General features: G+C 37.7%; 25 protein-coding genes, 11 tRNA genes, 2 rRNA genes and 1 riboswitch. Of the genes, 33 read left to right on the forward strand and 5 right to left on the reverse strand.

Features of this window, described 5'->3' with window-relative positions:
- The 13 genes from DS745_RS08465 to DS745_RS08525 all read left to right on the forward strand — a co-directional run.
- Positions 1 to 125: ribosomal RNA gene (locus DS745_RS08465) — 23S ribosomal RNA — on the forward strand; the annotation flags it as partial.
- A 216-nt stretch (positions 126 to 341) separates the two neighbouring features.
- Positions 342 to 457: ribosomal RNA gene (rrf, locus tag DS745_RS08470) — 5S ribosomal RNA — on the forward strand.
- A 44-nt stretch (positions 458 to 501) separates the two neighbouring features.
- Positions 502 to 576 (forward strand) — tRNA-Asn (locus tag DS745_RS08475).
- Between the two features lies 1 nt (position 577).
- Positions 578 to 653 (forward strand) — tRNA-Thr (locus DS745_RS08480).
- Positions 654 to 665: 12 nt separating this feature from the next.
- A tRNA-Glu gene (locus DS745_RS08485) sits at positions 666 to 740 on the forward strand.
- 17 nt (positions 741 to 757) lie between these two features.
- Positions 758 to 833: transfer RNA gene (locus DS745_RS08490), tRNA-Val, on the forward strand.
- Positions 834 to 865: 32 nt separating this feature from the next.
- Positions 866 to 938 (forward strand) — tRNA-Thr (locus tag DS745_RS08495).
- A gap of 18 nt (positions 939 to 956) precedes the next feature.
- Positions 957 to 1,041: transfer RNA gene (locus tag DS745_RS08500), tRNA-Tyr, on the forward strand.
- Between the two features lie 4 nt (positions 1,042 to 1,045).
- A tRNA-Gln gene (locus tag DS745_RS08505) sits at positions 1,046 to 1,120 on the forward strand.
- A 6-nt stretch (positions 1,121 to 1,126) separates the two neighbouring features.
- Positions 1,127 to 1,202: transfer RNA gene (locus DS745_RS08510), tRNA-Lys, on the forward strand.
- Positions 1,203 to 1,239: 37 nt separating this feature from the next.
- Positions 1,240 to 1,314: transfer RNA gene (locus DS745_RS08515), tRNA-Gly, on the forward strand.
- A gap of 95 nt (positions 1,315 to 1,409) precedes the next feature.
- Positions 1,410 to 1,483: transfer RNA gene (locus DS745_RS08520), tRNA-Gly, on the forward strand.
- A gap of 6 nt (positions 1,484 to 1,489) precedes the next feature.
- Positions 1,490 to 1,565: transfer RNA gene (locus DS745_RS08525), tRNA-Ala, on the forward strand.
- A 36-nt stretch (positions 1,566 to 1,601) separates the two neighbouring features.
- On the opposite strand, the gene DS745_RS08530 is transcribed toward DS745_RS08525, so the two are convergent.
- Positions 1,602 to 1,772: an aspartyl-phosphate phosphatase Spo0E family protein gene (locus DS745_RS08530; RefSeq protein ID WP_241657764.1), complete on the reverse strand. Its 171-nt coding sequence runs from the start codon at positions 1,770 to 1,772 to the stop codon at positions 1,602 to 1,604.
- Positions 1,773 to 1,948: 176 nt separating this feature from the next.
- On the opposite strand from DS745_RS08530, the gene sigW reads away from it, so the two are divergent.
- From sigW to glmS, 6 genes are all read left to right on the forward strand, one after another.
- Positions 1,949 to 2,512 (forward strand): RNA polymerase sigma factor SigW, encoded by a 564-nt coding sequence (gene sigW / locus DS745_RS08535; protein WP_129077843.1) that lies wholly within the window; start codon positions 1,949 to 1,951, stop codon positions 2,510 to 2,512.
- 13 nt (positions 2,513 to 2,525) lie between these two features.
- Positions 2,526 to 3,158: an anti-sigma factor family protein gene (locus tag DS745_RS08540; RefSeq protein WP_129077844.1), complete on the forward strand. Its 633-nt coding sequence runs from the start codon at positions 2,526 to 2,528 to the stop codon at positions 3,156 to 3,158.
- Positions 3,159 to 3,313: 155 nt separating this feature from the next.
- Complete coding sequence (cdaA, locus tag DS745_RS08545; protein ID WP_421721807.1) at positions 3,314 to 4,138, forward strand: diadenylate cyclase CdaA; 825 nt, start codon at positions 3,314 to 3,316, stop codon at positions 4,136 to 4,138.
- On the forward strand, positions 4,131 to 5,405 hold the full coding sequence (locus DS745_RS08550; RefSeq protein ID WP_129077845.1) for a CdaR family protein: 1,275 nt from the start codon (positions 4,131 to 4,133) through the stop codon (positions 5,403 to 5,405). Before cdaA ends, DS745_RS08550 begins: the two co-directional genes overlap by 8 nt.
- 56 nt (positions 5,406 to 5,461) lie before the next feature.
- Positions 5,462 to 6,808, forward strand: a complete 1,347-nt coding sequence (gene glmM / locus DS745_RS08555; protein WP_129077846.1) for a phosphoglucosamine mutase — start codon at positions 5,462 to 5,464, stop codon at positions 6,806 to 6,808.
- A gap of 461 nt (positions 6,809 to 7,269) precedes the next feature.
- Positions 7,270 to 9,072 carry a glutamine--fructose-6-phosphate transaminase (isomerizing) gene (gene glmS / locus DS745_RS08560; protein ID WP_129077847.1) on the forward strand — a complete coding sequence of 601 codons (1,803 nt, stop codon included), beginning with the start codon at positions 7,270 to 7,272 and terminating at the stop codon, positions 9,070 to 9,072.
- A 34-nt stretch (positions 9,073 to 9,106) separates the two neighbouring features.
- Here glmS and DS745_RS08565 read toward each other — a convergent pair whose 3' ends face one another.
- Positions 9,107 to 9,964 carry an MBL fold metallo-hydrolase gene (locus DS745_RS08565; protein ID WP_129077848.1) on the reverse strand — a complete coding sequence of 286 codons (858 nt, stop codon included), beginning with the start codon at positions 9,962 to 9,964 and terminating at the stop codon, positions 9,107 to 9,109.
- Positions 9,965 to 10,103: 139 nt separating this feature from the next.
- On the opposite strand from DS745_RS08565, the gene DS745_RS08570 reads away from it, so the two are divergent.
- Positions 10,104 to 10,673 carry a hypothetical protein gene (locus DS745_RS08570; protein ID WP_129077849.1) on the forward strand — a complete coding sequence of 190 codons (570 nt, stop codon included), beginning with the start codon at positions 10,104 to 10,106 and terminating at the stop codon, positions 10,671 to 10,673.
- Between the two features lie 45 nt (positions 10,674 to 10,718).
- On the opposite strand, the gene DS745_RS08575 is transcribed toward DS745_RS08570, so the two are convergent.
- A complete protein-coding gene (locus tag DS745_RS08575) occupies positions 10,719 to 11,573 on the reverse strand; it encodes a manganese catalase (RefSeq protein ID WP_129077850.1) in 855 nt (284 codons plus the stop codon).
- 181 nt (positions 11,574 to 11,754) lie between these two features.
- Here DS745_RS08575 and DS745_RS08580 point away from each other — a divergent pair, with 181 nt between their 5' ends.
- A complete protein-coding gene (locus tag DS745_RS08580; protein WP_129077851.1) occupies positions 11,755 to 12,675 on the forward strand; it encodes an exopolyphosphatase in 921 nt (306 codons plus the stop codon).
- Between the two features lie 56 nt (positions 12,676 to 12,731).
- Here DS745_RS08580 and DS745_RS08585 read toward each other — a convergent pair whose 3' ends face one another.
- Both DS745_RS08585 and DS745_RS08590 read right to left on the reverse strand, forming a co-directional pair.
- Positions 12,732 to 13,289 (reverse strand): hypothetical protein, encoded by a 558-nt coding sequence (locus DS745_RS08585; protein ID WP_129077852.1) that lies wholly within the window; start codon positions 13,287 to 13,289, stop codon positions 12,732 to 12,734.
- 45 nt (positions 13,290 to 13,334) lie between these two features.
- Positions 13,335 to 13,544: a twin-arginine translocase TatA/TatE family subunit gene (locus DS745_RS08590; RefSeq protein ID WP_129077853.1), complete on the reverse strand. Its 210-nt coding sequence runs from the start codon at positions 13,542 to 13,544 to the stop codon at positions 13,335 to 13,337.
- A 290-nt stretch (positions 13,545 to 13,834) separates the two neighbouring features.
- On the opposite strand from DS745_RS08590, the gene fdhD reads away from it, so the two are divergent.
- From fdhD to DS745_RS08645, 12 genes are all read left to right on the forward strand, one after another.
- On the forward strand, positions 13,835 to 14,575 hold the full coding sequence (gene fdhD, locus DS745_RS08595) for a formate dehydrogenase accessory sulfurtransferase FdhD (protein WP_129077854.1): 741 nt from the start codon (positions 13,835 to 13,837) through the stop codon (positions 14,573 to 14,575).
- 92 nt (positions 14,576 to 14,667) lie between these two features.
- On the forward strand, positions 14,668 to 15,237 hold the full coding sequence (locus DS745_RS25565; protein ID WP_153188170.1) for a twin-arginine translocation signal domain-containing protein: 570 nt from the start codon (positions 14,668 to 14,670) through the stop codon (positions 15,235 to 15,237).
- A 12-nt stretch (positions 15,238 to 15,249) separates the two neighbouring features.
- Positions 15,250 to 17,814 carry a formate dehydrogenase-N subunit alpha gene (gene fdnG, locus DS745_RS08600; RefSeq protein ID WP_153188171.1) on the forward strand — a complete coding sequence of 855 codons (2,565 nt, stop codon included), beginning with the start codon at positions 15,250 to 15,252 and terminating at the stop codon, positions 17,812 to 17,814.
- A gap of 1 nt (position 17,815) precedes the next feature.
- Positions 17,816 to 18,625, forward strand: coding sequence for a 4Fe-4S dicluster domain-containing protein (locus DS745_RS08605; protein WP_129077856.1), 810 nt, complete (start codon positions 17,816 to 17,818; stop codon positions 18,623 to 18,625).
- Positions 18,626 to 18,641: 16 nt separating this feature from the next.
- Entirely contained in the window at positions 18,642 to 19,577 is a 936-nt protein-coding gene (nrfD, locus tag DS745_RS08610) for an NrfD/PsrC family molybdoenzyme membrane anchor subunit (RefSeq protein ID WP_129077857.1), read from the forward strand.
- Between the two features lie 363 nt (positions 19,578 to 19,940).
- Positions 19,941 to 20,801: a formate dehydrogenase accessory protein FdhE gene (locus DS745_RS08615; RefSeq protein WP_129077858.1), complete on the forward strand. Its 861-nt coding sequence runs from the start codon at positions 19,941 to 19,943 to the stop codon at positions 20,799 to 20,801.
- Positions 20,802 to 20,827: 26 nt separating this feature from the next.
- A complete protein-coding gene (gene mobA / locus DS745_RS08620) occupies positions 20,828 to 21,427 on the forward strand; it encodes a molybdenum cofactor guanylyltransferase (RefSeq protein WP_129077859.1) in 600 nt (199 codons plus the stop codon).
- Positions 21,428 to 21,783: 356 nt separating this feature from the next.
- Positions 21,784 to 21,870: riboswitch (cyclic di-GMP riboswitch) on the forward strand.
- A 127-nt stretch (positions 21,871 to 21,997) separates the two neighbouring features.
- Complete coding sequence (locus tag DS745_RS08625) at positions 21,998 to 22,375, forward strand: DUF192 domain-containing protein (RefSeq protein WP_241657765.1); 378 nt, start codon at positions 21,998 to 22,000, stop codon at positions 22,373 to 22,375.
- Entirely contained in the window at positions 22,359 to 22,541 is a 183-nt protein-coding gene (locus tag DS745_RS08630; protein WP_129077860.1) for a Flp family type IVb pilin, read from the forward strand. The genes DS745_RS08625 and DS745_RS08630 overlap by 17 nt, the downstream gene beginning before the upstream one ends.
- A 100-nt stretch (positions 22,542 to 22,641) precedes the next feature.
- On the forward strand, positions 22,642 to 23,148 hold the full coding sequence (locus DS745_RS08635; protein WP_129077861.1) for an A24 family peptidase: 507 nt from the start codon (positions 22,642 to 22,644) through the stop codon (positions 23,146 to 23,148).
- A 110-nt stretch (positions 23,149 to 23,258) separates the two neighbouring features.
- Positions 23,259 to 23,642, forward strand: coding sequence for a TadE/TadG family type IV pilus assembly protein (locus tag DS745_RS08640; RefSeq protein ID WP_129077862.1), 384 nt, complete (start codon positions 23,259 to 23,261; stop codon positions 23,640 to 23,642).
- A 4-nt stretch (positions 23,643 to 23,646) separates the two neighbouring features.
- Positions 23,647 to 24,600 carry a TadE/TadG family type IV pilus assembly protein gene (locus DS745_RS08645; protein ID WP_129077863.1) on the forward strand — a complete coding sequence of 318 codons (954 nt, stop codon included), beginning with the start codon at positions 23,647 to 23,649 and terminating at the stop codon, positions 24,598 to 24,600.
- Positions 24,601 to 24,615 lie beyond the last annotated feature (15 nt).

Below are 24,615 nucleotides of genomic sequence, written 5' to 3' on the forward strand. Positions count from 1 at the left end.
AGATGAGATTTCCCTTGGAGTTAATCCAGTAAGACCCCTTAAAGATGATGAGGTTGATAGGTCTCGGGTGGAAGCACGGCGACGTGTGGAGCTGAGAGATACTAATCGGTCGAGGACTTATCCTAAATAATGTAGAATGTAAAATTTAGAATGTAGAATGGTGAATGCTTTTTCAAAGAAGCAAAACTATATACAAACTAGCACATCTCTACTACGCGGATTGAATTATACTCAAGTCTTAAATGTGTGTTATCTAGTTTTCAGGGAATGAAAATTTTCTTGAACATCTTGACATAAATAATAAAATATATTAATATTTTTATTGTTATGTTACAGACAAGCTTGGTGGCGATAGCGAAGAGGTCACACTCGTTCCCATGCCGAACACGATCGTTAAGCTCTTCAGCGCCGATGGTAGTTGGGGGTTTCCCCCTGTGAGAGTAGGACGTTGCCAAGCGAACTTTTAAGTTCTATCTATATTGTTAATGGATTTACTAACATTCCACAGTAGCTCAGTGGTAGAGCAATCGGCTGTTAACCGATCGGTCGTAGGTTCGAGTCCTACCTGTGGAGCCATGCTTCCATAGCTCAGTAGGTAGAGCACTTCCATGGTAAGGAAGGGGTCGTCGGTTCAAATCCGGTTGGAAGCTCCATTTTTTACATCTGGCCCGTTGGTCAAGCGGTTAAGACACCGCCCTTTCACGGCGGTAACACGGGTTCGAATCCCGTACGGGTCACCAATTAAATTTACTTAAACGGAGGATTAGCTCAGCTGGGAGAGCACCTGCCTTACAAGCAGGGGGTCGGCGGTTCGAACCCGTCATCCTCCACCATTTTTCTCGTAAGAAAAACCTTATCTATATATGCCGGCCTAGCTCAATTGGTAGAGCAACTGACTTGTAATCAGTAGGTTGGGGGTTCAAGTCCTCTGGCCGGCACTCTTGAGGAATTTACGTGGAGGGGTAGCGAAGTGGCTAAACGCGGCGGACTGTAAATCCGCTCCCTCCGGGTTCGGCGGTTCGAATCCGTCCCCCTCCACCATTGTTGGGCTATAGCCAAGCGGTAAGGCAACGGACTTTGACTCCGTCATTCTCTGGTTCGAATCCAGATAGCCCAGCCATTTTAGGAGCCATTAGCTCAGTCGGTAGAGCATCTGACTTTTAATCAGAGGGTCGAAGGTTCGAATCCTTCATGGCTCACCATTTTTTTTAAACATTTAGCTTAGATAACTTTCCTTATGCGGAAGTAGTTCAGTGGTAGAACACCACCTTGCCAAGGTGGGGGTCGCGAGTTCGAGCCTCGTCTTCCGCTCCAAGTCTTCTACCTCGAATAGTCTTCCTCGCAGATTTGCGACGAGGATCGTTAGACCACAGGAGCAAATCACTAAGTAAATATGTAGCAAATATATTGCGGGTGTAGTTTAATGGTAAAACCTCAGCCTTCCAAGCTGATGTCGTCAGTTCGATTCTGATCACCCGCTCCAGACTATGGGGCCTTAGCTCAGCTGGGAGAGCGCCTGCCTTGCACGCAGGAGGTCAGCGGTTCGATCCCGCTAGGCTCCACCATACATACTATAAAGAAAAACCCTAGTATACTAGGGTTTATTTTCTGTATATGCAATTATTTATTGTATTTAGCAGCTTGTCCAACTTAGTACTAGCATCTATGACAACTTGAGAATTAAGGGGGTTTTCATAAGCTAGTTTGATCATATGCTTTCGTGCTTCTTCAATTTCCCCAAGTGTAGCACCCATATTTCCATATTTCTTCATGATATTCCCTCCTAAAATAGTATAGGAATTATATACCCTGGATAAAAAAAGTAAAACCTATTTTTTCAAATATGTGGAATTTTATTTTAATCGTGTTAAAATTAAATTTGTTTGAAACTTATTTCAGTGTTGTTCGTAAATAGAGTAACCGCATAGAAGCGGAGGTATAGAATAGTATGGACACATTAGTAGAGCGCATAATTAAAGATGTTAAAAAAGGCGATCAGCATGCCTTTGCCGAATTAGTTGAGCTGTATAAGGATAAAGTTTATCAAATTTCTTATCGGATGGTAGGAAACGTTCATGAAGCTCAAGACATTGCCCAAGAGGCATTTTTAAGGGCTTATATGAACATTGATTCATACGATACTAATCGAAAGTTTTCAACATGGTTATTTCGCATCGTAACAAATCTTTCAATTGATCGTCTTAGAAAGAAAAAGCCTGATTTTTACCTAGATCAAGAGGTTGGTGGGACAGAAGGCTTGACATTATCATCTCAAATTGCAGCAGCAGACGAGCTGCCAGAAGATATTATCATTACTCATGAATTACAAGATTGGATCCAAGGAGAAATCTTGAAGTTGCCAACCAAGTACCGGTCAGCTATTATTTTAAAGTACATTGAGGACTTATCGTTGAAGGAAATTAGCGAAATTTTAGATTTACCTATTGCAACTGTGAAAACTCGTATACACCGAGGTAGAGAAGCATTAAGAAAACGATTAAGTAATATATAAAGGAGAGAGAACAATGAACTGTGAAAAAGAAATAGTCTCCTTAATTCATAAGTATCTGGATGAAGAAATCACAGATAGCGAACGGAAGCAGCTAACGGTTCATTTAAAAAATTGTGAAAATTGCAGGACTCATATGAATGAATTGAAAAAATCAATTGCCTTCATTCAAAGTTCTTCTCATATCGAGGCACCTCCAAACTTTACTAGCCTTGTTATGAATAGTTTGCCCCAACAAAAGAAGTCGGTGAATTGGAAGCGTTGGATGAAGAACCACCCAATCTTAGTAGCTGCATCAATCTTCTTAGTATTTATGGCGATGAGTATATTTTCAAGTTGGGTGGATGTTGGAGAGCAGCTTTCAGTTTCGGGTCAAGCCAACGTAATCATTGACAAAGAGCGTAATGTGGTAGTGGTACCAGAGGGAGAAATTGTTGAAGGAGATATAGTAGTTAAAAACGCAAGTATTCAAGTAGATGGGCAAGTAAATGGTAATGTTACAGTTATAAATGGCCATAAATATATGGCATCTGCTGGTCAAGTGGCTGGAAATATTGAGGAAATTAATAAAGGATTGGATTGGATTTGGTATAATATAAAATCTTTCTTTTCTGAAGTTGTTAATATATTTGGAGAAGATAAGGATTAATGAGACTAAAGAAAGTGTCACTCTCAAGTGGGAGTAGACACTTTTTTAACCTATAAAAAATGATCCCAAGAGGTCTTGCTGATATACTAGTGCGGATATGTTATAATTAAAAAGTTATATACCCTCGTAATAAAGAAACTTTGTTTGGAGGAAAAATGATGCTGCCAGAAGATGTACAATTTCTTAACATATTAAGAATAGCTATAGATATATTACTTGTTACCTTTGTAATTTATAAAATTATAATGATCATTCGTGGCACAAAAGCAGTTCAGCTACTTAAAGGTATTACAGTTATATTAATTGTTTGGTTTTTAAGTGGGCAGTTAGGATTACATACGCTTAGATGGATAATGTCCCAAGCGGTTATATATGGATTATTAGCAATAATTATTCTTTTCCAACCGGAACTTAGAAGAGCACTCGAACAATTAGGGAGGGGGAAATTCCTTGCTAGAACGAGTTCCATAGATGACCAAGAAACAGAGAAAGCGATAGATGAAATTGTAAAAGCTTCTATCTACATGGGGAAGCGTCGTATTGGAGCGTTGATCTCAATCGAGAGAGAGACCGGTATGAATGACTATATTGAAACAGGAATTTCCGTAAGAGGAAAACTTTCATCTGAATTATTAATTAATATCTTTATACCGAATACCCCACTTCATGATGGAGCGGTTATCCTTAAAAATCATCAAATTATGGCTGCTGGTTGTTACTTACCTCTTTCGGAAGACCCTTTTATCTCTAAAGAATTAGGGACAAGGCATCGAGCAGCATTAGGCATTAGTGAAGTAACAGATAGTGTTACTTTGGTTGTTTCAGAAGAGACAGGAAGTATATCTGTAACCAAGAATGGAGAACTTCACCGTAATCTAGAGGAAGAAGCATTAAGAGAGTTATTAATGCAAGAGCTTGTTACAAATATAAAAACAAATTCAACTTCTCTTTGGCAGTGGGGGGGGAAGAAAAATGGATAAGTTATACAACAATTCATGGTTTGTTAAAGCAATTTCATTTTTTATAGCACTGATGTTATTTGCAATCGTTAACCTCGATAACGCAACTAATCAGCCCGGTGCTTTACAACCAATTACCAACGGTTCCTACACGATTGATGAAGTTCCTTTAACTGTCTATTATAACGAAGAGGAATTTGCTATTACTCAAATGGTTGAATATGTTCAGATTAACTTAAGAGGTCCACAAAATGTATTAACCTTATTTCAGTTTGCAAGACCTTCTTATGACGTATTTATAGACCTACGTAATTTAGGAGTAGGAACTCACGAAGTGGCTGTACAACATCGGAATTTTCCAAATGAGCTTACGGTGAATGTTCTACCCCAAACAGTCAAAGTTACGATTGAAGAAAAAAGAACAATTTCTATTCCAGTGGATATTGAAATTTTAAATAAAGCGGCCATAGCAGAGGGGTATACAGTTGGCACGCCAATTGTTGAACCTGTGAATGTGGAGATAACAGCTGCTGAAAGTATTATAAGTCAAGTAGGTTTTGCAAAGGGATTTGTCGATGTCAAAGATATGAATGAAACAGTAGAAAAGAGTGTACCAATTAAAGTATATGACCAACATGGGAATGAACTTTACATTGATGTAACTCCTACCATTGTCGATGTAAAAATACCTATTACTAGTCCTAATAAAGATGTTCCATTAAAAATTAGCCGTACTGGCGAGCTTCCAGAGGGATTAAGCATCAAAAGTATTAATTCTGAACCAAGTACTGTTAAGATTTTTGGACCTAGAACTATTATTAATCAAATTAATGTAATAGAGGGTATTAGTGTAGATCTAACTACCATCACTGAAAATACAATTCTCGAAGTGGAAGTTCCAGTTCCAGAGGGGGTTGAAAAAGTTACCCCGGCTACTGTAAGACTTATCATTGAGGTAGACGTCGAAGAGTCATTGGAGGTAACTGATATTCCAGTTGAAGTAGTTGGAATAGGGGAACAAATGGATGTGGCGTTTACCATACCTGAACAAGAAAGGATTACGTTAATTGTTAGGGGCTCGCCAGCAACAATTCAAAGAATACGTAATCAGGATATAAAAGTCTATATAGATGTAAGTGAGTTACCAATTGGTGAACATTCATTACCATTACAGATAACTGGCCCTCTAAATGTGAGATACACAAAGCCATTTAATGAATTATCAGTGACAATTTCTGAGGTACTAAGTGCTGAGGAAGAAGACAACGAGACTGAAACGAACGAGTAAAAAACACGTAACTAATAGTTTATAAATGCATGTAAAATTTAAGGAGAGATATTAAAATGGGTAAATACTTTGGAACAGATGGAGTCAGAGGTGTGGCTAATACTGAACTGACGCCGGAATTAGCATTTAAACTAGGAAGGTATGGCGGGTACGTCTTAACAAAGAGTTCTGAAAAACCAAAAGTTTTAATAGGACGTGACACACGTATTTCAGGTCACATGTTAGAAGGGGCATTAGTAGCTGGTTTGCTTTCCATTGGCGCTGAAGTAATGCGTTTAGGAGTGATTTCAACTCCAGGAGTAGCTTATTTAACAAAGGCAATTAGTGCTCAAGCGGGAGTTATGATTTCAGCTTCACATAACCCTGTTGAAGATAATGGAATTAAGTTTTTTGGACCAGATGGATTTAAATTATTAGATCATCAAGAAGAAGAAATTGAAAAGCTTTTAGATCAAGAGGAAGATAACCTCCCTCGTCCTGTTGGTGGAAACGTTGGACAAATAAATGATTACTTCGAAGGTGGTCAAAAGTATCTTCAATTTTTAAAGCAAACTGTTGAGGAAGACTTTACGGGTATTCATATTGCGCTTGACTGTGCAAATGGGGCAGCATCATCTTTAGCACCACATCTTTTTGCCGATTTAGAAGCAGATATTTCAACGATCGGAACAAATCCAAACGGCTTAAATATCAATGATGGTGTAGGTTCAACACATCCTGAAAAGTTAGCACAATTCGTCCTAGATAGAAAAGCTGATATTGGCTTAGCCTTTGATGGTGATGCAGATCGTTTAATTGCTATTGATGAAAATGGAACCATCGTTGATGGAGATCAAATTATGTTTATTTGTGCCAAGTACTTTAAAGAACAAGGCAGATTAAGACATCAAACTGTTGTTTCAACAGTCATGAGCAATTTAGGTTTTTATAAGGCGGTTGAAGAGGCAGGAATTGAAGCAAAACAAACAGCAGTTGGAGATCGTTATGTAATGGAAGAGATGAGAAAAGGTGGCTATAACCTAGGCGGAGAACAATCAGGCCATATCATTTTCTTAGACTATAATACTACTGGTGATGGATTGTTATCGGCGTTACAACTAGTTAATATTATGAAGGTAACGAAAAAGCCTTTATCCTTATTAGCTTCAGAAATGACAAAGTTCCCACAAAAGCTTGTAAACATTAGGGTGGAAGATAAACAAGCAATGCTAACCAATGAAGTTATTAATGATAAAATTCGCCGTGTAGAAGAAGCTATGGGTGGAGAAGGTCGTATCCTAGTTCGCCCTTCAGGAACAGAGCCTTTGGTACGTGTCATGGCAGAAGCTCCAACACAAGAACTATGCGATCAATATGTTCAAGAAATTGTTGATGTTGTAAAAAAAGAAATGGGTAACCAATAAGATTTTTATTTATATGCACGGAAGCACATGAAAAGTGTTCCGTGCATATCTTTGTATTAAGCAAACAATGCTGTTGGTTATAATTGTCTTACAAAAAAACGAAACAACAATTGACGTTTTTTGTAAGTATATAGTATGATTAAATTTGATTTTGGTAAATGAGAGGAGGATCGCGGGAAATATATTTTTGGAAAGCGCCTGAACTATTCAGACCGGGATAAAATGAATAGTTGACGAGGAAGAGGTTTATCGAAGAAATCGGCGGATGCCTCTCGGTTGAGACACCACAACCGCAAACTCTAGTAAGAAAACAAGAAGGTGACTTCTTGAACAAAGACTAAAGTAATGGTGCTCTGCGAAGACTAAAACGTAAAAGAGTGGGGGCAAGAATGCCCCAAGAAGCCTCTGCATAATGTATGCTTTTTATATTGCTTGCCCCCCATATGGGAGGAAATAATAATATGTGCGGAATCGTTGGATATGTAGGAAAAGAAGATGCAAAAGAAATTTTACTAAAAGGTTTAGAGAAATTAGAATATAGAGGATATGACTCAGCTGGTATCGCAATTGTAAATGACGAAGGCGTTCATCTTTTTAAAGAAAAAGGCCGTATTGCACAATTACGTGAGGTTGTAGATCAAAATGAAGCTGGTACAGTGGGAATTGGTCATACACGTTGGGCAACACATGGTGCTCCAAGTCGCGTAAATGCACATCCACATCAAAGTACTTCACATCGTTTTACGATTGTTCATAATGGTGTTATTGAAAATTACGAAGAAATTCAAAAAGAGTATCTTGCTGATGTTGAATTTGTTAGTGAAACTGACACAGAGGTTATCGTTCAATTAGTAGAACGTTCAATGGGAGAAGGAAATTCTGTGGAAAGAGCATTTAGACAGACTCTTTCTCTATTAAAAGGCTCTTATGCAATCGCCCTTTTAGATGAAACAGATCCAGATAAAATTTACGTTGGTAAAAATAAAAGCCCATTATTAGTAGGTCTAGGTGATGGTGTTAATGTTGTAGCGAGTGATGCGATGGCAATGCTGAACGTTACCAATGAGTTTGTTGAACTTATGGATAAGGAAATTGTTATTGTTACTCGTGACTCTGTAACGATTAAGAATTTAGCTGGAGTTACTGTCGCTAGAGATTCATTTATAGCTGAACTTGATGCAAGTGATATCGAAAAAGGCACGTATCCGCATTACATGTTAAAAGAAATTGATGAGCAGCCACTTGTTATTCGTAATATTATCTCAAAATATCAAGATGAAAATGGCGAAGTTACTTTAGATGATGAAATTCGTCACGCTATGAATGCTGCTGATCGAATTTATATTATTGCAGCTGGAACAAGTTATCACGCTGGTCTAGTAGGAAAACAATTGATTGAAACAATTGCTAAAAAACCAGTTGAAACGCATATTGCTAGTGAGTTCCTTTACAATATGCCGTTAATTTCAAACAACCCACTCTTTATTTTTATTTCACAAAGCGGTGAAACAGCAGATAGCCGCGGAGTATTGGTGAATGTAAAAAAATTAGGTCACCCTGCACTAACAATTACAAATGTTCCAGGGTCTACTCTTTCTCGTGAAGCTGATTTTACGCTTCACACTGTCGCTGGTCCTGAAATTGCAGTGGCATCAACAAAAGCTTACACAGCGCAAATGGCAGTTTTAGCATTGCTAGCAGTTGACACAGCCAAAGCTCAAGGTATAGCAGTAGAGTTTGATGCAATCAAAGAATTAAGTATTGTTGCTACAGTAATGGAAGCATTATGTGACCAAAAAGAAGCTCTTGAAAAAGTTGCTCGTGACTATTTAAGCACTACACGTAATTGTTTCTTTATCGGTCGTGCTTCTGACTACTATGTCGGTCTTGAAGGCGCCCTGAAGTTAAAAGAGATTTCATATATTCAAGCAGAAGGTTTTGCTGGTGGAGAATTAAAGCACGGAACAATTGCTTTGATTGAGGAAGGTACACCAGTTATTGCGTTAGCAACTCAAGAACATGTAAACTTAAGCATACGTGGAAATGTTAAGGAAGTAGCTGCACGTGGAGCTAATCCATGTATCATTAGCTTAGAGGGATTAAATTCAGAAAATGATCAATTTATTATTCCTAAAGTACATGACTATTTAACGCCACTTGTTGCAGTTATTCCACTACAACTTATTGCTTACTATGCTTCGTTACACAGAGGTTGTGACGTTGACAAACCAAGAAACTTAGCAAAAAGTGTAACTGTAGAATAGAGTGAAAACCCGAGAGATACTTCTCTCGGGTTTTTTAATGCAATTTAGCATCACCATTAACATATCGACCATAGTCAGGAATCGCTAATTTATCAAATTCGTTTACCAAGGTCTCTAAACTACTTGTAAGTAACTCTCCAGCCATAGGTAGACCATGGCCGGTAATTGCTACTGCTGGTTTAAGTGAAGCTAACCTTTTTACTGAGTCCCAGGCATCTTTCCAATCGGTTGTAAAGTATCTAGGTGGACCACTGATTTCTTGCTCTTGTGTCAAAACTTTGTAAAGAGAGTCTTGTTTTACTGTGACAAAGGCATCTCCAGCAATCAAAACACGATCATGTTCACGGAATAGCGAGATATGACCTGGTGTATGACCTGGAGTATGGTACCATTTCCAGCCAGTCATTGCAGGAATACTTCCATCTTCAGGAAGTGCTTTGACATGCTCTCCTAGATTTATCGCATCGTTCGGAAAAAGTGGTGATAATTTTGCTATTAAGCCGCCTTCAACAGTAGGATCAGGCTCTGGATAATCTGTTTTTCCTGTTAAGAACGGCAACTCTAACTGATGTGCATACACAGGAACCTTCCAATGTTCAATTAATTCGATAATAGCACCTACATGATCAAAATGGCCATGTGTTAAAATAATCGCTTCAGGTCTAGTGCCTTTACCATGAATTTCTTCAGTTACCTGAATGATTCCCTCGGCGGAATGAGGCATACCAGCATCTACTAGAACCCAACCTGAACTTTTACTAACGATACATATATTCACAACTTGAATGGTATGGCAAGTTACATCTGGCGCCACCACCTGCGTTACTCCACTACCAATTGAAGTAGTGGGGATGTATTTATAATCATCTCCGTATTGCATGTCTTTATCCATTTTCATCCCTCTTTTGCAATAATTCAGTACGGTCTTATCGTTTCACTTTTAGAGTGGTTTTATCAGAACATATTGAAACTTATGCAGAAATAAACCGACTATATGTAGGAGTAATGATCATAATGAGGAGAGATAGAATATGAAGAAAATTTTTTGTATCCTAGTAAGTTTTTTTATTCTTATAGGCTGTAATCAAGATGGTGAGACTCCCGTGAATGGAGAGGCTCAACCTATTAATGAAGAACTATTACACATGCAAGAAAAGCTATCTGCAGCTATTGAAAAAATCAAGGATATAGAGGGAATTATTGAAACAAATGTTCACAATACGAGACATGAACTTGATAGGTTGCACAGTGAAGTTCAAATGCTTAGCCATTTAATAAAAAACTCAAACCTTTTTCAAATTAAGCAAGCGTACATTAAAGATGTGATCATTACTGAGTCGGAAACACATTTAATAGTCGACTTCGCAGAATTCGTAATAGATGATACTATGCCAAACGGCTTTAGAATTGATAATGACGAAGTTGATTATGTAAAAGTTAGACTTGATAGTGATAGCGGTGTTTTTATACTTGATGATGTAAGTCTTCGCTATGCTAATGTTGAAGAACTAAAAATTCATCTCATTAGTCATGAACGTCTATTTAACTTTCATTATGCTGGTGAGCAGCTTGCGGCCATATCAGAACAATATCTTCCTTAAAAAAAAAAAGAACTGACGCATTTGTAAGCGTCAGTTCTTTCTATATTAGTACATGCTTGGTGGTGGATTATGTCGAGTTGTTTTTGGAAGCATTGTGTTATGTGTATACGGTGGTGGCGGATTTAATTTAGGTTTTTTTCCAAAAGGAAACGGTTCAGCAACATACGTAAATTGGCCCATACTGTCCATACTAGGTCCGCTTGCCCAACGCCCTTGACTACTTTCTTCGCCTCTTGATAAGTTGAAGAATGCATATGAAACCTCTTGCTTCTCTAATTGTCTAGGGAAAGTACTAGGTACAACGATATTCTCTTGTGCTTCTAGTTCTGCAATAGCTGCTTTCCACATGTTTTGATGCATCGTGTCTCTTGCAATTAACCATGAAAGCATATCCTTAACGCCACGGTCATTTGTCATTTCATAAAGTCTAACTGCTTGAAGTCTTCCGTGAGATTCATATGTTAAATTCATGCGAAAATCAGCTAATAAGTTACCGCTAGCATTAATGTAACTGGCTGTCCAGGGATTACCGACGCTATCAGCTGGCATTGCACCTAAGCCTGATACGATGGCATGCTGAGGATTCATTCCCCCTAAGATAGCCCCAATAACAGGATCTTTCGCAGCATCTTCTAGATCCCCAACAGGTGCACCATCAAGAAGACGTGCAATCATAGTTGATAACATTTCGATATGTGCTAATTCTTCAGTCCCCGTATCCATTAGAAGATCACGATATTTCTCATCACCACGGAAATTCCACCCTTGAAATAAATATTGAATGGCGACAGATATTTCTCCGAATTGTCCGCCAAGTATTTCTTGTAGCTTTCTTGCAAAAATTGGATCAGGCCTCTCAGGTTTTGCATGATATTGTAATTCTTTTACGTGATAAAACACATGTATCAATCCTCCTTTTCTCGCTACTACTATTAAATTCAGAGGATAAATTGTCTTATGACAACAATGATGATTTTTTTTGGAAATCTTAAAAAACATGACTAATTGCTAGATATAACATTTACAACCAAACGATTTAGATTCATAATAAAGTTAGCTTAAAATGTTGGAGGAAGATACGATGAGATTAGTAACAAGATCAGATTTTGATGGGCTAGTAACAGCAATGCTACTAAAAAAATTAGGTATGATAGAGGAAATGAAGTTTGTACATCCAAAAGATATGCAGGATGGAAAAGTTGAGATTACAAAAAATGATATCTTAACAAATGTACCATTCGTTGAAGGTTGTGGACTTTGGTTCGATCACCATGCAAGTGAGTTGCGTCGTTCTGAGGAAGAAGGGTTCGAATTTGAGGGTGAAGTTCGTATTGCTGATAGTGCAGCTAGAGTTGTTTATGAATATTACGGTGGACGAGAGAAGTTTGGTCCTAAATTAGACGACATTATGGAAGGCGTAGATAAAGCTGATGCAGCAAAATTCAGCAAGGAAGATATCTTAAATCCAAAGGGCTGGGATCTATTATCCTTTATTATGGATGCTAGAACAGGATTAGGCCGTTTTCATGATTACCGAATTAGCAACTACCAACTAATGGAGAAATTAGTTGACTTATGTTCTGATGCAACAGTTGAAGAGGTATTGGCTGACTATGACGTTCATGAACGTGTAAAGCGTTACTTTGAGCTTAATGAGCAGTTTAAAGATATGCTACTAGCACACACGAGAACTGAAGGTAATGTGATTATTACAGATGTTCGCGATGTTGAAACAATATTCCCGGGAAATAGATTTTTAATTTATGCATTATTTCCAGAACAAAATATTTCTTTGTGGGTCGTTGACGGCTTTCGTAAACAAAATTGTTCAATTGCATGTGGGCATAGCATTATTAATAAGACATCACAAACACATGTGGGCCATTTAATGAGAGAGTTCAATGGTGGTGGCCACCGTGCAGCTGGTACTTGTCAGGTTTCCTATGAAGATGCAGCAAATACAATTGAAACAATCGTCCAAACGATGAAACAGGACGGATAAGAAACGTAAAAAAGGTATGTGACTTACATAATGTCACATACCTTTTTTAATTAGGTCTAAATAAAAATAATGACCAAGTGAAGAATTAAAGACACTAAGAAAGTAAATGCAATCCATCGATGAACTTTTCTACTTAAAAATGGTGTTACCATTAAGCCAATTCCATCAATAGCCAAGATTAACAATGTAACTAAAGCAACAATTCCTGAAGCAATTAATACAGAGTTAAATACTCCGAACGTCATGTAGGCAAACCCATGAATAAACGCTAAACCTAACCCAACCATTCCCGTCATCATATGAAGTGGTTTTATTACTTTGATTGAGCTTGATAGGAACTGTTTTGTGCTCGAGCTTAAATTAAGTGATTGTCTTGTAATAACAAACCATAATAAGCCATGTAACGATGTAACACTAATTAAAACCACTGATGCCCAACCCATCATTTTTCCATTAACAGTCCAGCTAGGACTTGGGATCGGGGATACTAACCAAATACCAATAAGAATTAGTAGAAGTAATGTGTATAAAGCAATGCTATTTCCGTATTGTTCAGAGAAATTTACTAATTTCATATACTTAGGAGTTCTAATGTTTCTCTCATGATAACTCATTGTTCATCACAACCTTTTTTATATAGTCTCTAGTTCACAATATAATTATTGTTTTATATTTGTTGACTGAGTTTCATTCTGACTTTTTTGTTCTGTACTCTCATTATTGTTCATAATACCATTTACTGAATGTTTAAATTCTCTTAAAGTGCTTCCAATGGTTCTTCCTAACTCTGGTAATTTCTTGGGGCCAAAAATAAACAAAGCAATTACAATAATTAAAATTAGACCTGGCATGCCGATATTTGACAACATGTTTCAAGACCCCCTTTAATTTGCTAAAAAATGTTAGAACACTAGGATTTACCAAGATTTTTTATTCACAAACTCGTAACAATTTAGTTTACTAAATTTTAAAATGATGGTAATATACATTTGCACCTTGATTATATTATTAATTATATTAAACTTTTTCTAAATAAGAAACATTTTTGTTCTTCCTCATTTTTGAAATATTAACCATTTAAACTTTGAAACTTTTATAGCTGTTTTTTTGTGAAAGCGCTTAAGAAGGTTCTAAATATTCAAACTCTACGGGGGTAACTATGTTTAATAAAACGTGTCCAGAAGAGTATCCGATAAATTTGTATATAAATTCTCGTAATCTATTAACTATCCAATTAACAGAAGTTCATTTAGAGGATTGGGCTATTGGTTATATGTACGCTGAAGGTATTATCGATTCTCCAGATGAGGTTAAGTCAATAACCATTGATCCTTATCGAGGAAACATTCATGTTGATTTAGGTAATAGCATTGATATGGATGTCTTCTTACAAAAGAAAAAAACAATAACCGCTGGTTGTGGTAAAGGTGCTACCTTTCGATCAATAAAAGAAATGAGCAATTTCAAAAAGGTGCAGGAAGCGAGAAGTGTTTCTCCTGCTCTATTAAGACAGAAGATGAAAGAGATGTATAAATTAACGCCTCTTTATCATCAAACTGGTGGAATGCATGCTGCCTGTATTATTGACGAGCAAGGTGAAATGATTGTCAGAGAAGACATTGGAAGACATAATGCTGTCGATAAGGTTATTGGTGCGGCGTTGAAGAAAGGTCTAACTGGCAAGGAGTGTGTCATCATGACAACTGGCCGAATCTCCATGGAAATGTGCTCGAAAGTGGCTCGCTTTGGTATTGGAGTAGCTGCTTCAAGAACAGCTGCAACAAATCTTGCGGTGGCTTTGGCAAAAGAATTAAACGTTGATCTAGTAGGTTATGTAAGAGGTCAATCTGCATATGTTTATACTGATGGAAAGCGCATTCTTAAGTTAGTTAATGAGTAAATGTTGCAATAGCAACGATTTTCAGTATTTACTAAATAGCTCACACTATTTAGTTATATATATTCCTATCTAATCAATAAGGGGGAAAACAAATGATTACACGTCGCGACTTTCTGAAGCGTACTGGTGCTGTAACAGCTGGTGCAACAATTGCAGCTGTTGGTGGAATTAACGTAAAACCTGTTCAAGCACAAGTAACAAAAATTAAGCTTCAGGCGAAAGAAGGAAGACAGGTTCCTAGTGTATGTCCATACTGTTCAGTAGGCTGTGGTATGATCATCACTGAATCTGAAGGGAAAATCATCAACATTGAAGGAAACCCTGATAGCCCACTTAATTTAGGTTCTCTATGTCCAAAGGGAGCTGCAGCATTTCAGCTAGCAGTAAACGATGAAAGACCACAAAAGGTTTTATATCGTGCTCCACATGCCACGACTTGGGAAACTAAGCCACTTGACTGGGCAATGGAGCGTATCGCACAAAAGGTCAAAGAAGACCGAGATAACAGCTTTATCGAATCTCAAGATGGTAAGCTTGTAAACGTTAACCCGGCTTTAGCTTCTCTTGGTGGTTCAACATTAGAAAACGAATGGAACTACATTCATGCCAAATTAATGCGTGGTATTGGCGTCGTTAACGTTGAAAACCATGCCCGTATATGACACAGCTCTACAGTGCCCGGTCTGGGTGCAACGTATGGTCGCGGTGGTGCGACTTCAACAGCTAGAGACTTACAAGACGCTGACTGTATTGTTATTATGGGATCGAACTTTGCTGAGAACCATCCAGTAGCGTTCCGTTTTGTTTTAAGAGCACGTGATAAAGGTGCAAGAGTAATTCATATTGATCCACGTTTTACGCGTACTTCAGCAATGTCGTCTGAGTATGTACCAATGCGTTCAGGAACTGACATCGTGTTCTTAGGAGCTCTTATTAACTATGCGCTCCAAAATGATAAATATTTTAAAGAGTATGTTGTAAACTACACAAATGCCTCTTTCATAGTTAAAGACGAATTTAAAGATACTGAAGATCTAGACGGTATTTTCTCAGGGTTTGATCCAGAGAAGAAATCATATGACAATTCGAGTTGGGCATATGAGCGTGACGAAGTAGTTATGCCAGAAGGTGAACCTGCAAACCTATCAGAGCGTTTAGCTCGTGAAAAGTTAGTAGGAAGACCGAAGCGTGACGAATCACTTCAACATCCAAGAAGTGTCTTCCAAATCATGAAGAAACACTACTCTCGTTACACACCTGAAATGGTAGAAGATATCTGTGGGACTTCTAAAGAAGAATTCCTGATGGTTGCAGAAACAGTTACGGCTAACTCTAATCCAGAACGCACAACTTCATTCTGTTATGCAATGGGTTGGACTCAGCATACGTATGGTGTTCAATGTATCCGTGCTGGAGCAATTCTACAAGGATTACTTGGAAACATGGGACGTCCAGGTGGTGGTATCCTAGCTCTTCGTGGTCATGCGAACGTACAGGGAGCTACTGACTTATCAACATTATGGAACTCTTTACCAGGTTACTTAGATATGCCTGCTAAAGCTAGACCACATGACACGTTAGAGGATTTTTTACGTGCTCAGATGAGACCAACAAGCTTTTGGCAAAACTATCCTAAGTATTTAATCAGCTTATTAAAAGCTTGGTATGGTGATGCAGCTACACCTGCAAACAATTTTGGTTATGATGCGATTCCAAAAACACTTGGAAACCATTCACACTACAAAATGTTTGAGGATGCTTATAACGGGATCATCAAAGGTATGATCATTATGGGACAGAACCCTGCGGTTGGTGGCCAGAATGCTAGTTTCCATCGTAAAGCATTAGCAAATCTTGATTGGTTAGTAGTTAAGGATCCGTTCCTAATTGAAACAGCAACATTCTGGTATGAAGCTCCAGAAGTAAAGAATGGAACTGTTAAAGCTGAAGATATTGGTACAGAAGTATTCTATCTTCCTTCAAGCGTTTTTGCTGAAACAGAAGGAAGTTTCACAAATACTAGTCGTATTATACAGACAAAAGAAAAGGCTGCTGATCCTCCAGGAGACTGCCGTTCTGACCTTTGGTTTACGTATGAACTAGGTAAGAGATTAAAAGAATTATATAAAGATAGCACAGCGAAGCATGATTGGGGTATTAAGAACCTAACTTGGGATTATGAGCCAGATGTAAATCCCCGCTTTAAAATTCAAGAACCTAGTGAACATAAAATCATTAAAGAGATTAATGGTTATGATGTAGCAACTGGTGCACCATTAGGTGGTTTTGGAGCTTTACAAGATGATGGTTCAACAGCATGTGGATGCTGGATTTACACTGGAGTACTTCCTGAAGAGGATGTCAACCGTGGAGCAAATCGTCAAGGAGACGATTATCAAAGTTTAGATTGGGGCTTTGCATGGCCAGCTAACCGTCGTAACCTTTATAACCGTGCTTCAGCAAGACCAGATGGCCAACCTTGGTCTGAGCGTAAGAAATATGTATGGTGGGATGCAGCAGAGAAGAAGTGGACTGGATACGATGTTCCTGACTTCGCTGCAACAAAAGCACCAGATACACCGGCAGTACCTGGCGGAGTTGGTTTAGCATCTCAAAGTGGGAAAGATCCATTCTTAATGAATCCTGATGGTGTCATCCAACTATTTGCACCAACTGGTTTAGTAGATGGACCGCTTCCAACACACTATGAGCCACCAGATACACCTGTTTCAGGAAATAAATTATATCCAAAACACACTCACAGTCCAACAGCTGTTATCTTTGATAAAATTCCGAATAACAAAGTTCATGGTGCTAATAACTCAGACTATCCGTTTGTTATTACAACATACCGTGTAACAGAGCATCACTTAAGTGGAGCGATGACACGTTGGTTACCATGGCTGGCCGAGTTAATGCCTGAGTTATTCTTAGAAATAAGTCCAGAATTAGCTTCAGAACTAGGTGTTCAAAATAAGGACTTTGTAACAGTTGAAACAGCTCGTGGAAAAATTGAAGCGAAAGCACTTGTTACAAAACGCATGCGTCCATTAAAAATTGATGGCAAAGTGGTTCATACGGTTGGTATGCCAATTCACTGGGGTTACTCAGGAGTCTCAACAGGATCTGTACCAAACGATTTAAGTGCTATCGTAGCTGATCCTAACGTTTATATTCACTCTTCTAAAGCATTCACATGTAATGTGAAAAAAGGAAGATTACCAGGAGGGGTAGCATAATATGAGCCAATTTGAAAGTCAAAAAGGTATGTTTATTGATACAACCCTTTGTCACGGTTGTAAGGCTTGTGAAGTAGCATGTAAGCAGTGGAATGAAATCCCAGCAAACCCCGCTCCTTCGTTAACAGGTAATAGTTATGACAATACAGGTGGTCTTGATGGCCAAAACTGGCGTCATGTTAAATTTATTGAGGATATCTCTGATGATCGCTCAGATTCTCGTTGGTTATTCCTTTCTGACTCCTGTAAACACTGTACGTTAGCTGGATGTATGTCAGTATGTCCTACAAATGCAATTATTCGTACGGAGTTTGATACAGTTTACATTGACCACGATACTTGTATCGGCTGTAAATACTGTATTACAGGTTGTCCGTTTGGTGTAATCGGAATTGGCGACCTTAGCGGAACAGCTGAAAAATGTTCACTATGTTATGATCGTCTTCAAGTAGGTCAAGAGCCAGCATGTGCACAATCATGTCCAACTGACTCTATCGAATTCGGTGATGTAGAAGACTTAATGGTAATGGCTAGAAAAAGAGAAGAGTATCTACAATCAACTGGAAACTTTAAAGCAAAAGTTTATGGAGACTCCGACATTTTAGGTGGTTTAAATGTATTCTATTTACTTCAAGATACACCTGAAAAGTACGGACTTCCTAGCAACCCACAAATGCCGCAAAAAACAATGCTTGGTGGTTATTGGAGTAGTGTGTTCAGCTTATTTGCTGTAGGCCTAGTTTCCCTTCTAAGCTTCCGTTCGTATCGTGAACGCAAGTTGTTAGAAGAAAAAACCACGACAAGTGCGTAATTGGGGGGACTAAAAAATGTATAGTTATGAACTAACACAATTAAAAAGTCCAGATTTTCCTTTTATCATTATTTTCGACCTTTTCATTGGAGGTATCGCAGCAGGGGCATTCTTAATTACTGCCCTTCTGCTAGCCTTCGGTGGCAAAATAAATAAAGCAGGTTTACACCGTGCGTTTTACGTGACGATGGCTTTACTACCAGTATACGGGCTATTACTAATCCTTAAGCTAGATAAAAAAGAACGTTTCGTTAACGTTATGTGGCAATTTAGGGACGGAAATATCATGTTGAACTGGGAGTCGCCAATGTCACTAGGGGCTTGGGTATTAAATGGATTAGGTGTTTTCGCAGTATTCGGTGTTTTATATGCTCTTAAGAAAGACAACTTACTACAGCTTCCATGGGCTAAGAAATTATATGACTTAGCTACTTGGTTACATGAAGGACCAATTGCAAAAGCATACCTTTCTGTAGGTGCAATTGTTGCAGCATGGTTCTCAGTTTATTTAGGAGTTCTTGTAACAACGTCTCAACTTCCAGCTTGGAATGCTACACCATTAATTCCAACGTTATGGATCATTAGTGCAGTAATCACTGGCGTATCTGTTGTTATTTTATTACTTCTATTTACAAATCGTGGATCAATCCTTGATGAGTCAATTCAACGTTTAGATAACATTGTAAAATCAGTGATCGTTGTAAATGTTGCGATGATTATCGTGTTTGTTATCGCTTTAGGACAATGGAGCGAAACAGTAACAAGAGGAATGTTTGGAATTCTATTATGGGGTGGCGTAGTAGTGGTTGGATTATTAGTTCCACTATTGTTAAAACTAAAGCCAAATCTCCTTGGTGTTAAGAATTCTTTAATCTTCTCAAGTGTATTACTTTTAGTAGGTGGATTTATCCTACGTTACGTTGTAATGATGGGGCCAATGTCATTTTGGTAAAATGAAAGGTGTAGAGCGTCGGTTTAGCGGCGACAAGCAAATGTTCTGACAGAAAAAAGTGTGGTTTTTCACTTTTTCTCTGGCAGAACATTTGACCTCGAGCCGCTGACGCTCAGAACTAGACACAAAATTTCCATAAAAATCAAGGGAGATAGTGAGTCAATCTATTTGGCTTTCTTTCTCCTTTCTTTTACAATAAAACTGTAAACGTAAACATATTATACCTAATTGTGAATAAATGAACTTTTGTTATTTTTTGTAAAAGTTCATTTATTTTCAAAATGTTAAAAGAAAATAAAAAGAGTAAAATCGTAATGAAAATGAGCTTGAAGAATGCTATAAAAAAGAGGAAGAGGGGCGATTATGAGTAGTATTAGAGGAGTAAAAAACGTTTGGAGTCGCTTAATTGACAATAACAAAGATTTTAAAGCTGTTTCAAAAATTCATATTGATTTAGTTGAGAGACTAGAAAAAGTTGAGCCGTTAGTTGCAAGCTTAGAATTAAGTAATGATGACATTGCTGCTAAATTAGCAGAAGGGATTCCATACTTAGAAGGCCAAGAAGAGAAAATTGACCTACAGTTTGCGATGAAACATTTTCGTGAGCTATCTAATTGGACGGGACTAGGTGATTCGCGTTCTATCTTTAAGAAAATGGGTAAAAAGGCAACTGATAAAGAGGTAGAACAATTGTTAAGAGCGTGGTTAACTGGCGATAGCACAGTTATTGATCAATTCGCTAATCAATATAATCTACAGTTAGATGTTCTATTTGTGGTAGCTCGCTATAGCTTACTACCAACCCTAAACCAATACCGTTTAGAATTTGAAAAAACAAAAGTGTTCAATGAGGAAGAGTGGATGAAGGACTATTGCCCGGTATGTGGTGATCAACACGGTCTAGCTGAATATCGTGGTAGTGAAAGATTTCGTCACTTTAGATGCTTGTCCTGTGCGGGAGACTGGGTATTCTGGCGAATTGCTTGTCCACACTGTGACAACAAGGATCATAATAAACTAAGTACGTTAATGATTAAAGAAGAAAAGGCTTCATTTCAAATTGATACGTGTGAGGAATGTTATGGGTATGTGAAAGGAATAAACAAGTTAGATCCTTCTAGCCCGATGTTTTTGTTACTCGATGATTTTGCTACATTCCATTTAGATCTTCTAGCAAAAGAAAAAGGATATCACAGACAAGGTACCTCGACAACGCTGCAGTAGATAGAAAAAGAGGGAAGGGGATAAGCATGAATGCTGGGTTAATTTTATTATCAGGTGGAAAGTCAAGTAGAATGGGGACAAACAAAGCACTTTTACCTATTGAAGGAAAAGCAAATATCGAGCGTATTGTTGATAGCTTAGGTGATGAGTTTACTGATCGAGTGCTAGTAACAAATAGTCCAGATGAATATGCATTATTAAAAGAAAAAGTTAAAATTGTAACGGATATATATCCAGGCTTGGGACCACTTTCAGGCATACATGCTGGATTATTGGCTTCATCAGCAGAATATAATGTCGTTGTTGCTTGTGATATGCCGTTTGTCTCAAAAAAATTAGCACGACTATTAGTGGAGAAAAGCGTGGGATATCAAGCTGCCGTACCTCGTTTTAACGGTATGAGACAACCATTGTTTGCGGTATATCACAAGTCTATTGTTAGTGAAATTGAGCAGTTCCTTAAGGGGAATGATTTCCGAGTCAATAATTTATGGGGAAAAGTAAAGATGTTATGGGTTGAGGATGAAAGTTTACAGTCAATTCCGGAAGTCGAAAAAGCCTTTTTTAACATGAATTATCCAGAGGAATATGATCAGGTGAAAAAATGGGTGTCAAAAGAACTATAGTTATACAAATAAGAATATAATAGTTCGATTATCATTGGAGTTGATTACGATCAACTCTTTTTTTTATGGTATTGCTCTTACATAGTTAATTTAGAATGTATAATACCAATTTATTTTTCGCTACTTAGTATTTTGGTTGGAGAGAGTAGGAAGAGTGTACTGAATAAATAGTAGTATATAAAGTCATGTATGTTGGAGGAAACCGATTTAAGGACTTTCAGTTCTGAATTTTTTGATAGTATATAAGTCTCGATGTGAAAATTCAGAAAATGATATTTTTGTTGGATAGGCTAAAACAAACATTTTATTTAAGATAATGACATAACATCACAGATTACGACAAACTTTTCGCTGTATCACGATAAAGGCAAAGCTAATGAAAGTTAGTGACGCAAAGCTAAAGGGGCTAAGGTGGACCTCCACTACGCCAGCCAGTTTCCGAAAGAAATAGGGAGTTTGTTTTTACTATTGCTTATGCAAATAGTATATACATAGTACACCTATCATGGTGTTCAACCCCACTTTCGGTAAGGTGGGGTTATTTTATTTGAGGCAAGGGGCGTAAAAGTTATGGTGAAGCTTGTAAATGGTAGCAACGGCAAGATATTAGCGGAAGATCTAAAAGTTGCTGATACATTTTTATCGAGGCTTCGTGGATTAATGTTTACCGACACCTTACCTTCAAATTGTGCCTTGCACATTATACCCTGCCGATCAATTCATAGCTTTTTTATGAACTATGCAATTGATGTAGTGTATCTAAATGCAAATATGCAAATTGTGGCTATCGATGAAGCGGTAGCTCCAGGGAAAATTGGAAAATTGCACAAAGGCACTATCTCAGTTGTAGAGCTGCCAGCCGGAAAAGTTGCAGCTACAGAAACAAGAGTAGGAAACTACTTACAAAAAATCGAAAAGGGAGAGGATTTATATGTTAAACAAATTTAAACAATTAGTAGTTCAAGAAGAAGGACAAGGTATGACGGAGTATGGGTTGATTTTAGGGTTAATAGCAGTGGTTGTAATTGGTGCGTTATCCTTGTTGGGTGGAGAGGTTAAAGGAATTTTTAATGATATAGTTTTAAAGTTTAATCCTGAAGCTAAAGTAGATTAATTATAAGAAATTTTTAAGGCTTTACGTTTACTGCGTAAAGCCTTTTTAAAAGAAGTAAATTAATGGTACAGTGAAATTTTATACCTAGTGAGGGAAATATATGTTATGGATTAATCTATTATTACTAGTTTTACTTCTTATATGCTTAATCACAGATTTGAAAAGTAGAAAGATTTATAACAAGGTTTTGTTTCCGACTCTAGCTTTTGCCTTTGTTGCCAACATAACCATTAGTGGTTGGTCAGGACTTGGATCTGTCTTAGTAGGTTTTCTAGTTGGTTTAGCAATTCTACTTATCCCTTTTTTATTAGGTGGAATGGGAGCCGGAGATGTAAAGCTTTTAGCAGTGATAGGCGCTTTAAAAGGTTCTGAATTTGTATTTACGACAGCGCTTTATATGGCATTAGTCGGAGGGGTTATTGCTTTAATTATTATCTTGATGAAAAAAGGAAGAGCTAAAGGACTATTGTATTATCTTGCTGCAAGAAAACATGGAATTGAACTTCCCTATGAAAAAAGTGCCCTGGCTGCAAAATATCCTTATGGTGTTGCGATTGTTGCAGGTGCTTTATTTGCCTTATTTATTCAGGAAACAAATCCATTCTAGTAAAAATTATTACTCACCTTACTACCTCAGTAAAAAAGCTGGATAGTAGTGGGGATTTTCAGTTTTATAGAGATGTTTTCTTAATTAGATTTGGTAAAGGAGAGGATAGAGTGAAATCTGAAGATGGACAAGCTTTAGTAGAATTTGCACTTGTTTTTATGTTACTAATGTTGCTTCTCTGTGGAATTGTTGACTTTGGACGTGCGTTTCATGCCTATCTTGCTCTTGATCATGCAGGGCGAGAAGCAGCCAGAATCGCTAGTATTGGAGAAAATGATGTGAAGGTTAGAGACGCAGCTAAGGCGGCGGTTCGACACCTGTCCATTAATGATACAAATATTAGCATAATTCCTGCCGCTAATATTCGTAAGCAAGGAGATTTTGCAACTGTGACACTTACCTATGACCTTGAATTTATTACACCGTTAATTGGTCGATTATTTACAGATAATCTTCTTAGTATTGAAAGTCGAACTGTCATGAGAGTGGAGTGAAATTATGAGAAGCTGGTTGAAAATAACTTGTCGAAAGCTTTATCGAGACCAACAAGGTGGTGTACTTGTTCTTGTCGCACTGATGATGGTTGTTTTACTAGGGGTTACAGCACTAGTAGTGGATCTTGGTAGAGTTTATGCTGAACAGAGTTCATTACAAAAAGCGCTAGATGCATCAGTTTTAGCTGGTGCACAAGGCCTAATCAAGAAAGAGACGCAAACACAAACGCAAGCGGAAGCACAGGCGATTTCCTATGCAAAGGATATCTCGAAAAAAAATTCTTACATCCTTAATGATAGTGATATAAAAGTAACTAGTAGCTATATTAAAGTATCTAAGGAAGTTTCGGTGCCAATGACTTTCGCAAAAGTGATTGGTTTTAATGAAATTACTTTTTCAAAAGAAGCAACAGCTTTAATAGGACCATTAGGTTCTTCCATAGGTGTTACACCAATCGCGGTGGAGAAAAAAAACATCCCGGATGGTAAGGAATTAAAATGTTCTAATACAGGTAATCAAAGAGGAAATTGTGGATATTTGGATATCGTTGGGAGCGGAGCAACTACCCTAGCTGATGGGATCAGAAACGGAGTTAAAATTTACGTAAAGGATGAAGTTAAATTTGAATTTGATACCGAAACAGGACAAAAATGGGGTCCTGTTAAATCTGCATTCGAACACCTAATTGATCTGGATAAAAATAAACTGCACTGCCAAAGTAAAAGTACAGCCGATAAAAATTGTAAAAGAGTGATTACAGTTGCTGTTGTTGATACTTTTGATTATGTCCACGGAAAAGACACGATTGAGGTAGTTGGTTTTGCTGCTTATTGGCTTTCTTCAATTAATAACGGGCAAAAAAGTGTTAGAGGTGAATTTATCAATATGATAGGTTTAGGTGAAATATCAGAGAATGGTCAAAACTATGGTACGTACGTTGTAAAATTAACGGATTAAAACATTAGTTCTAGA

The organism is Anaerobacillus alkaliphilus (assembly GCF_004116265.1).
GTDB classification, from domain to species: domain Bacteria; phylum Bacillota; class Bacilli; order Bacillales; family Anaerobacillaceae; genus Anaerobacillus; species Anaerobacillus alkaliphilus.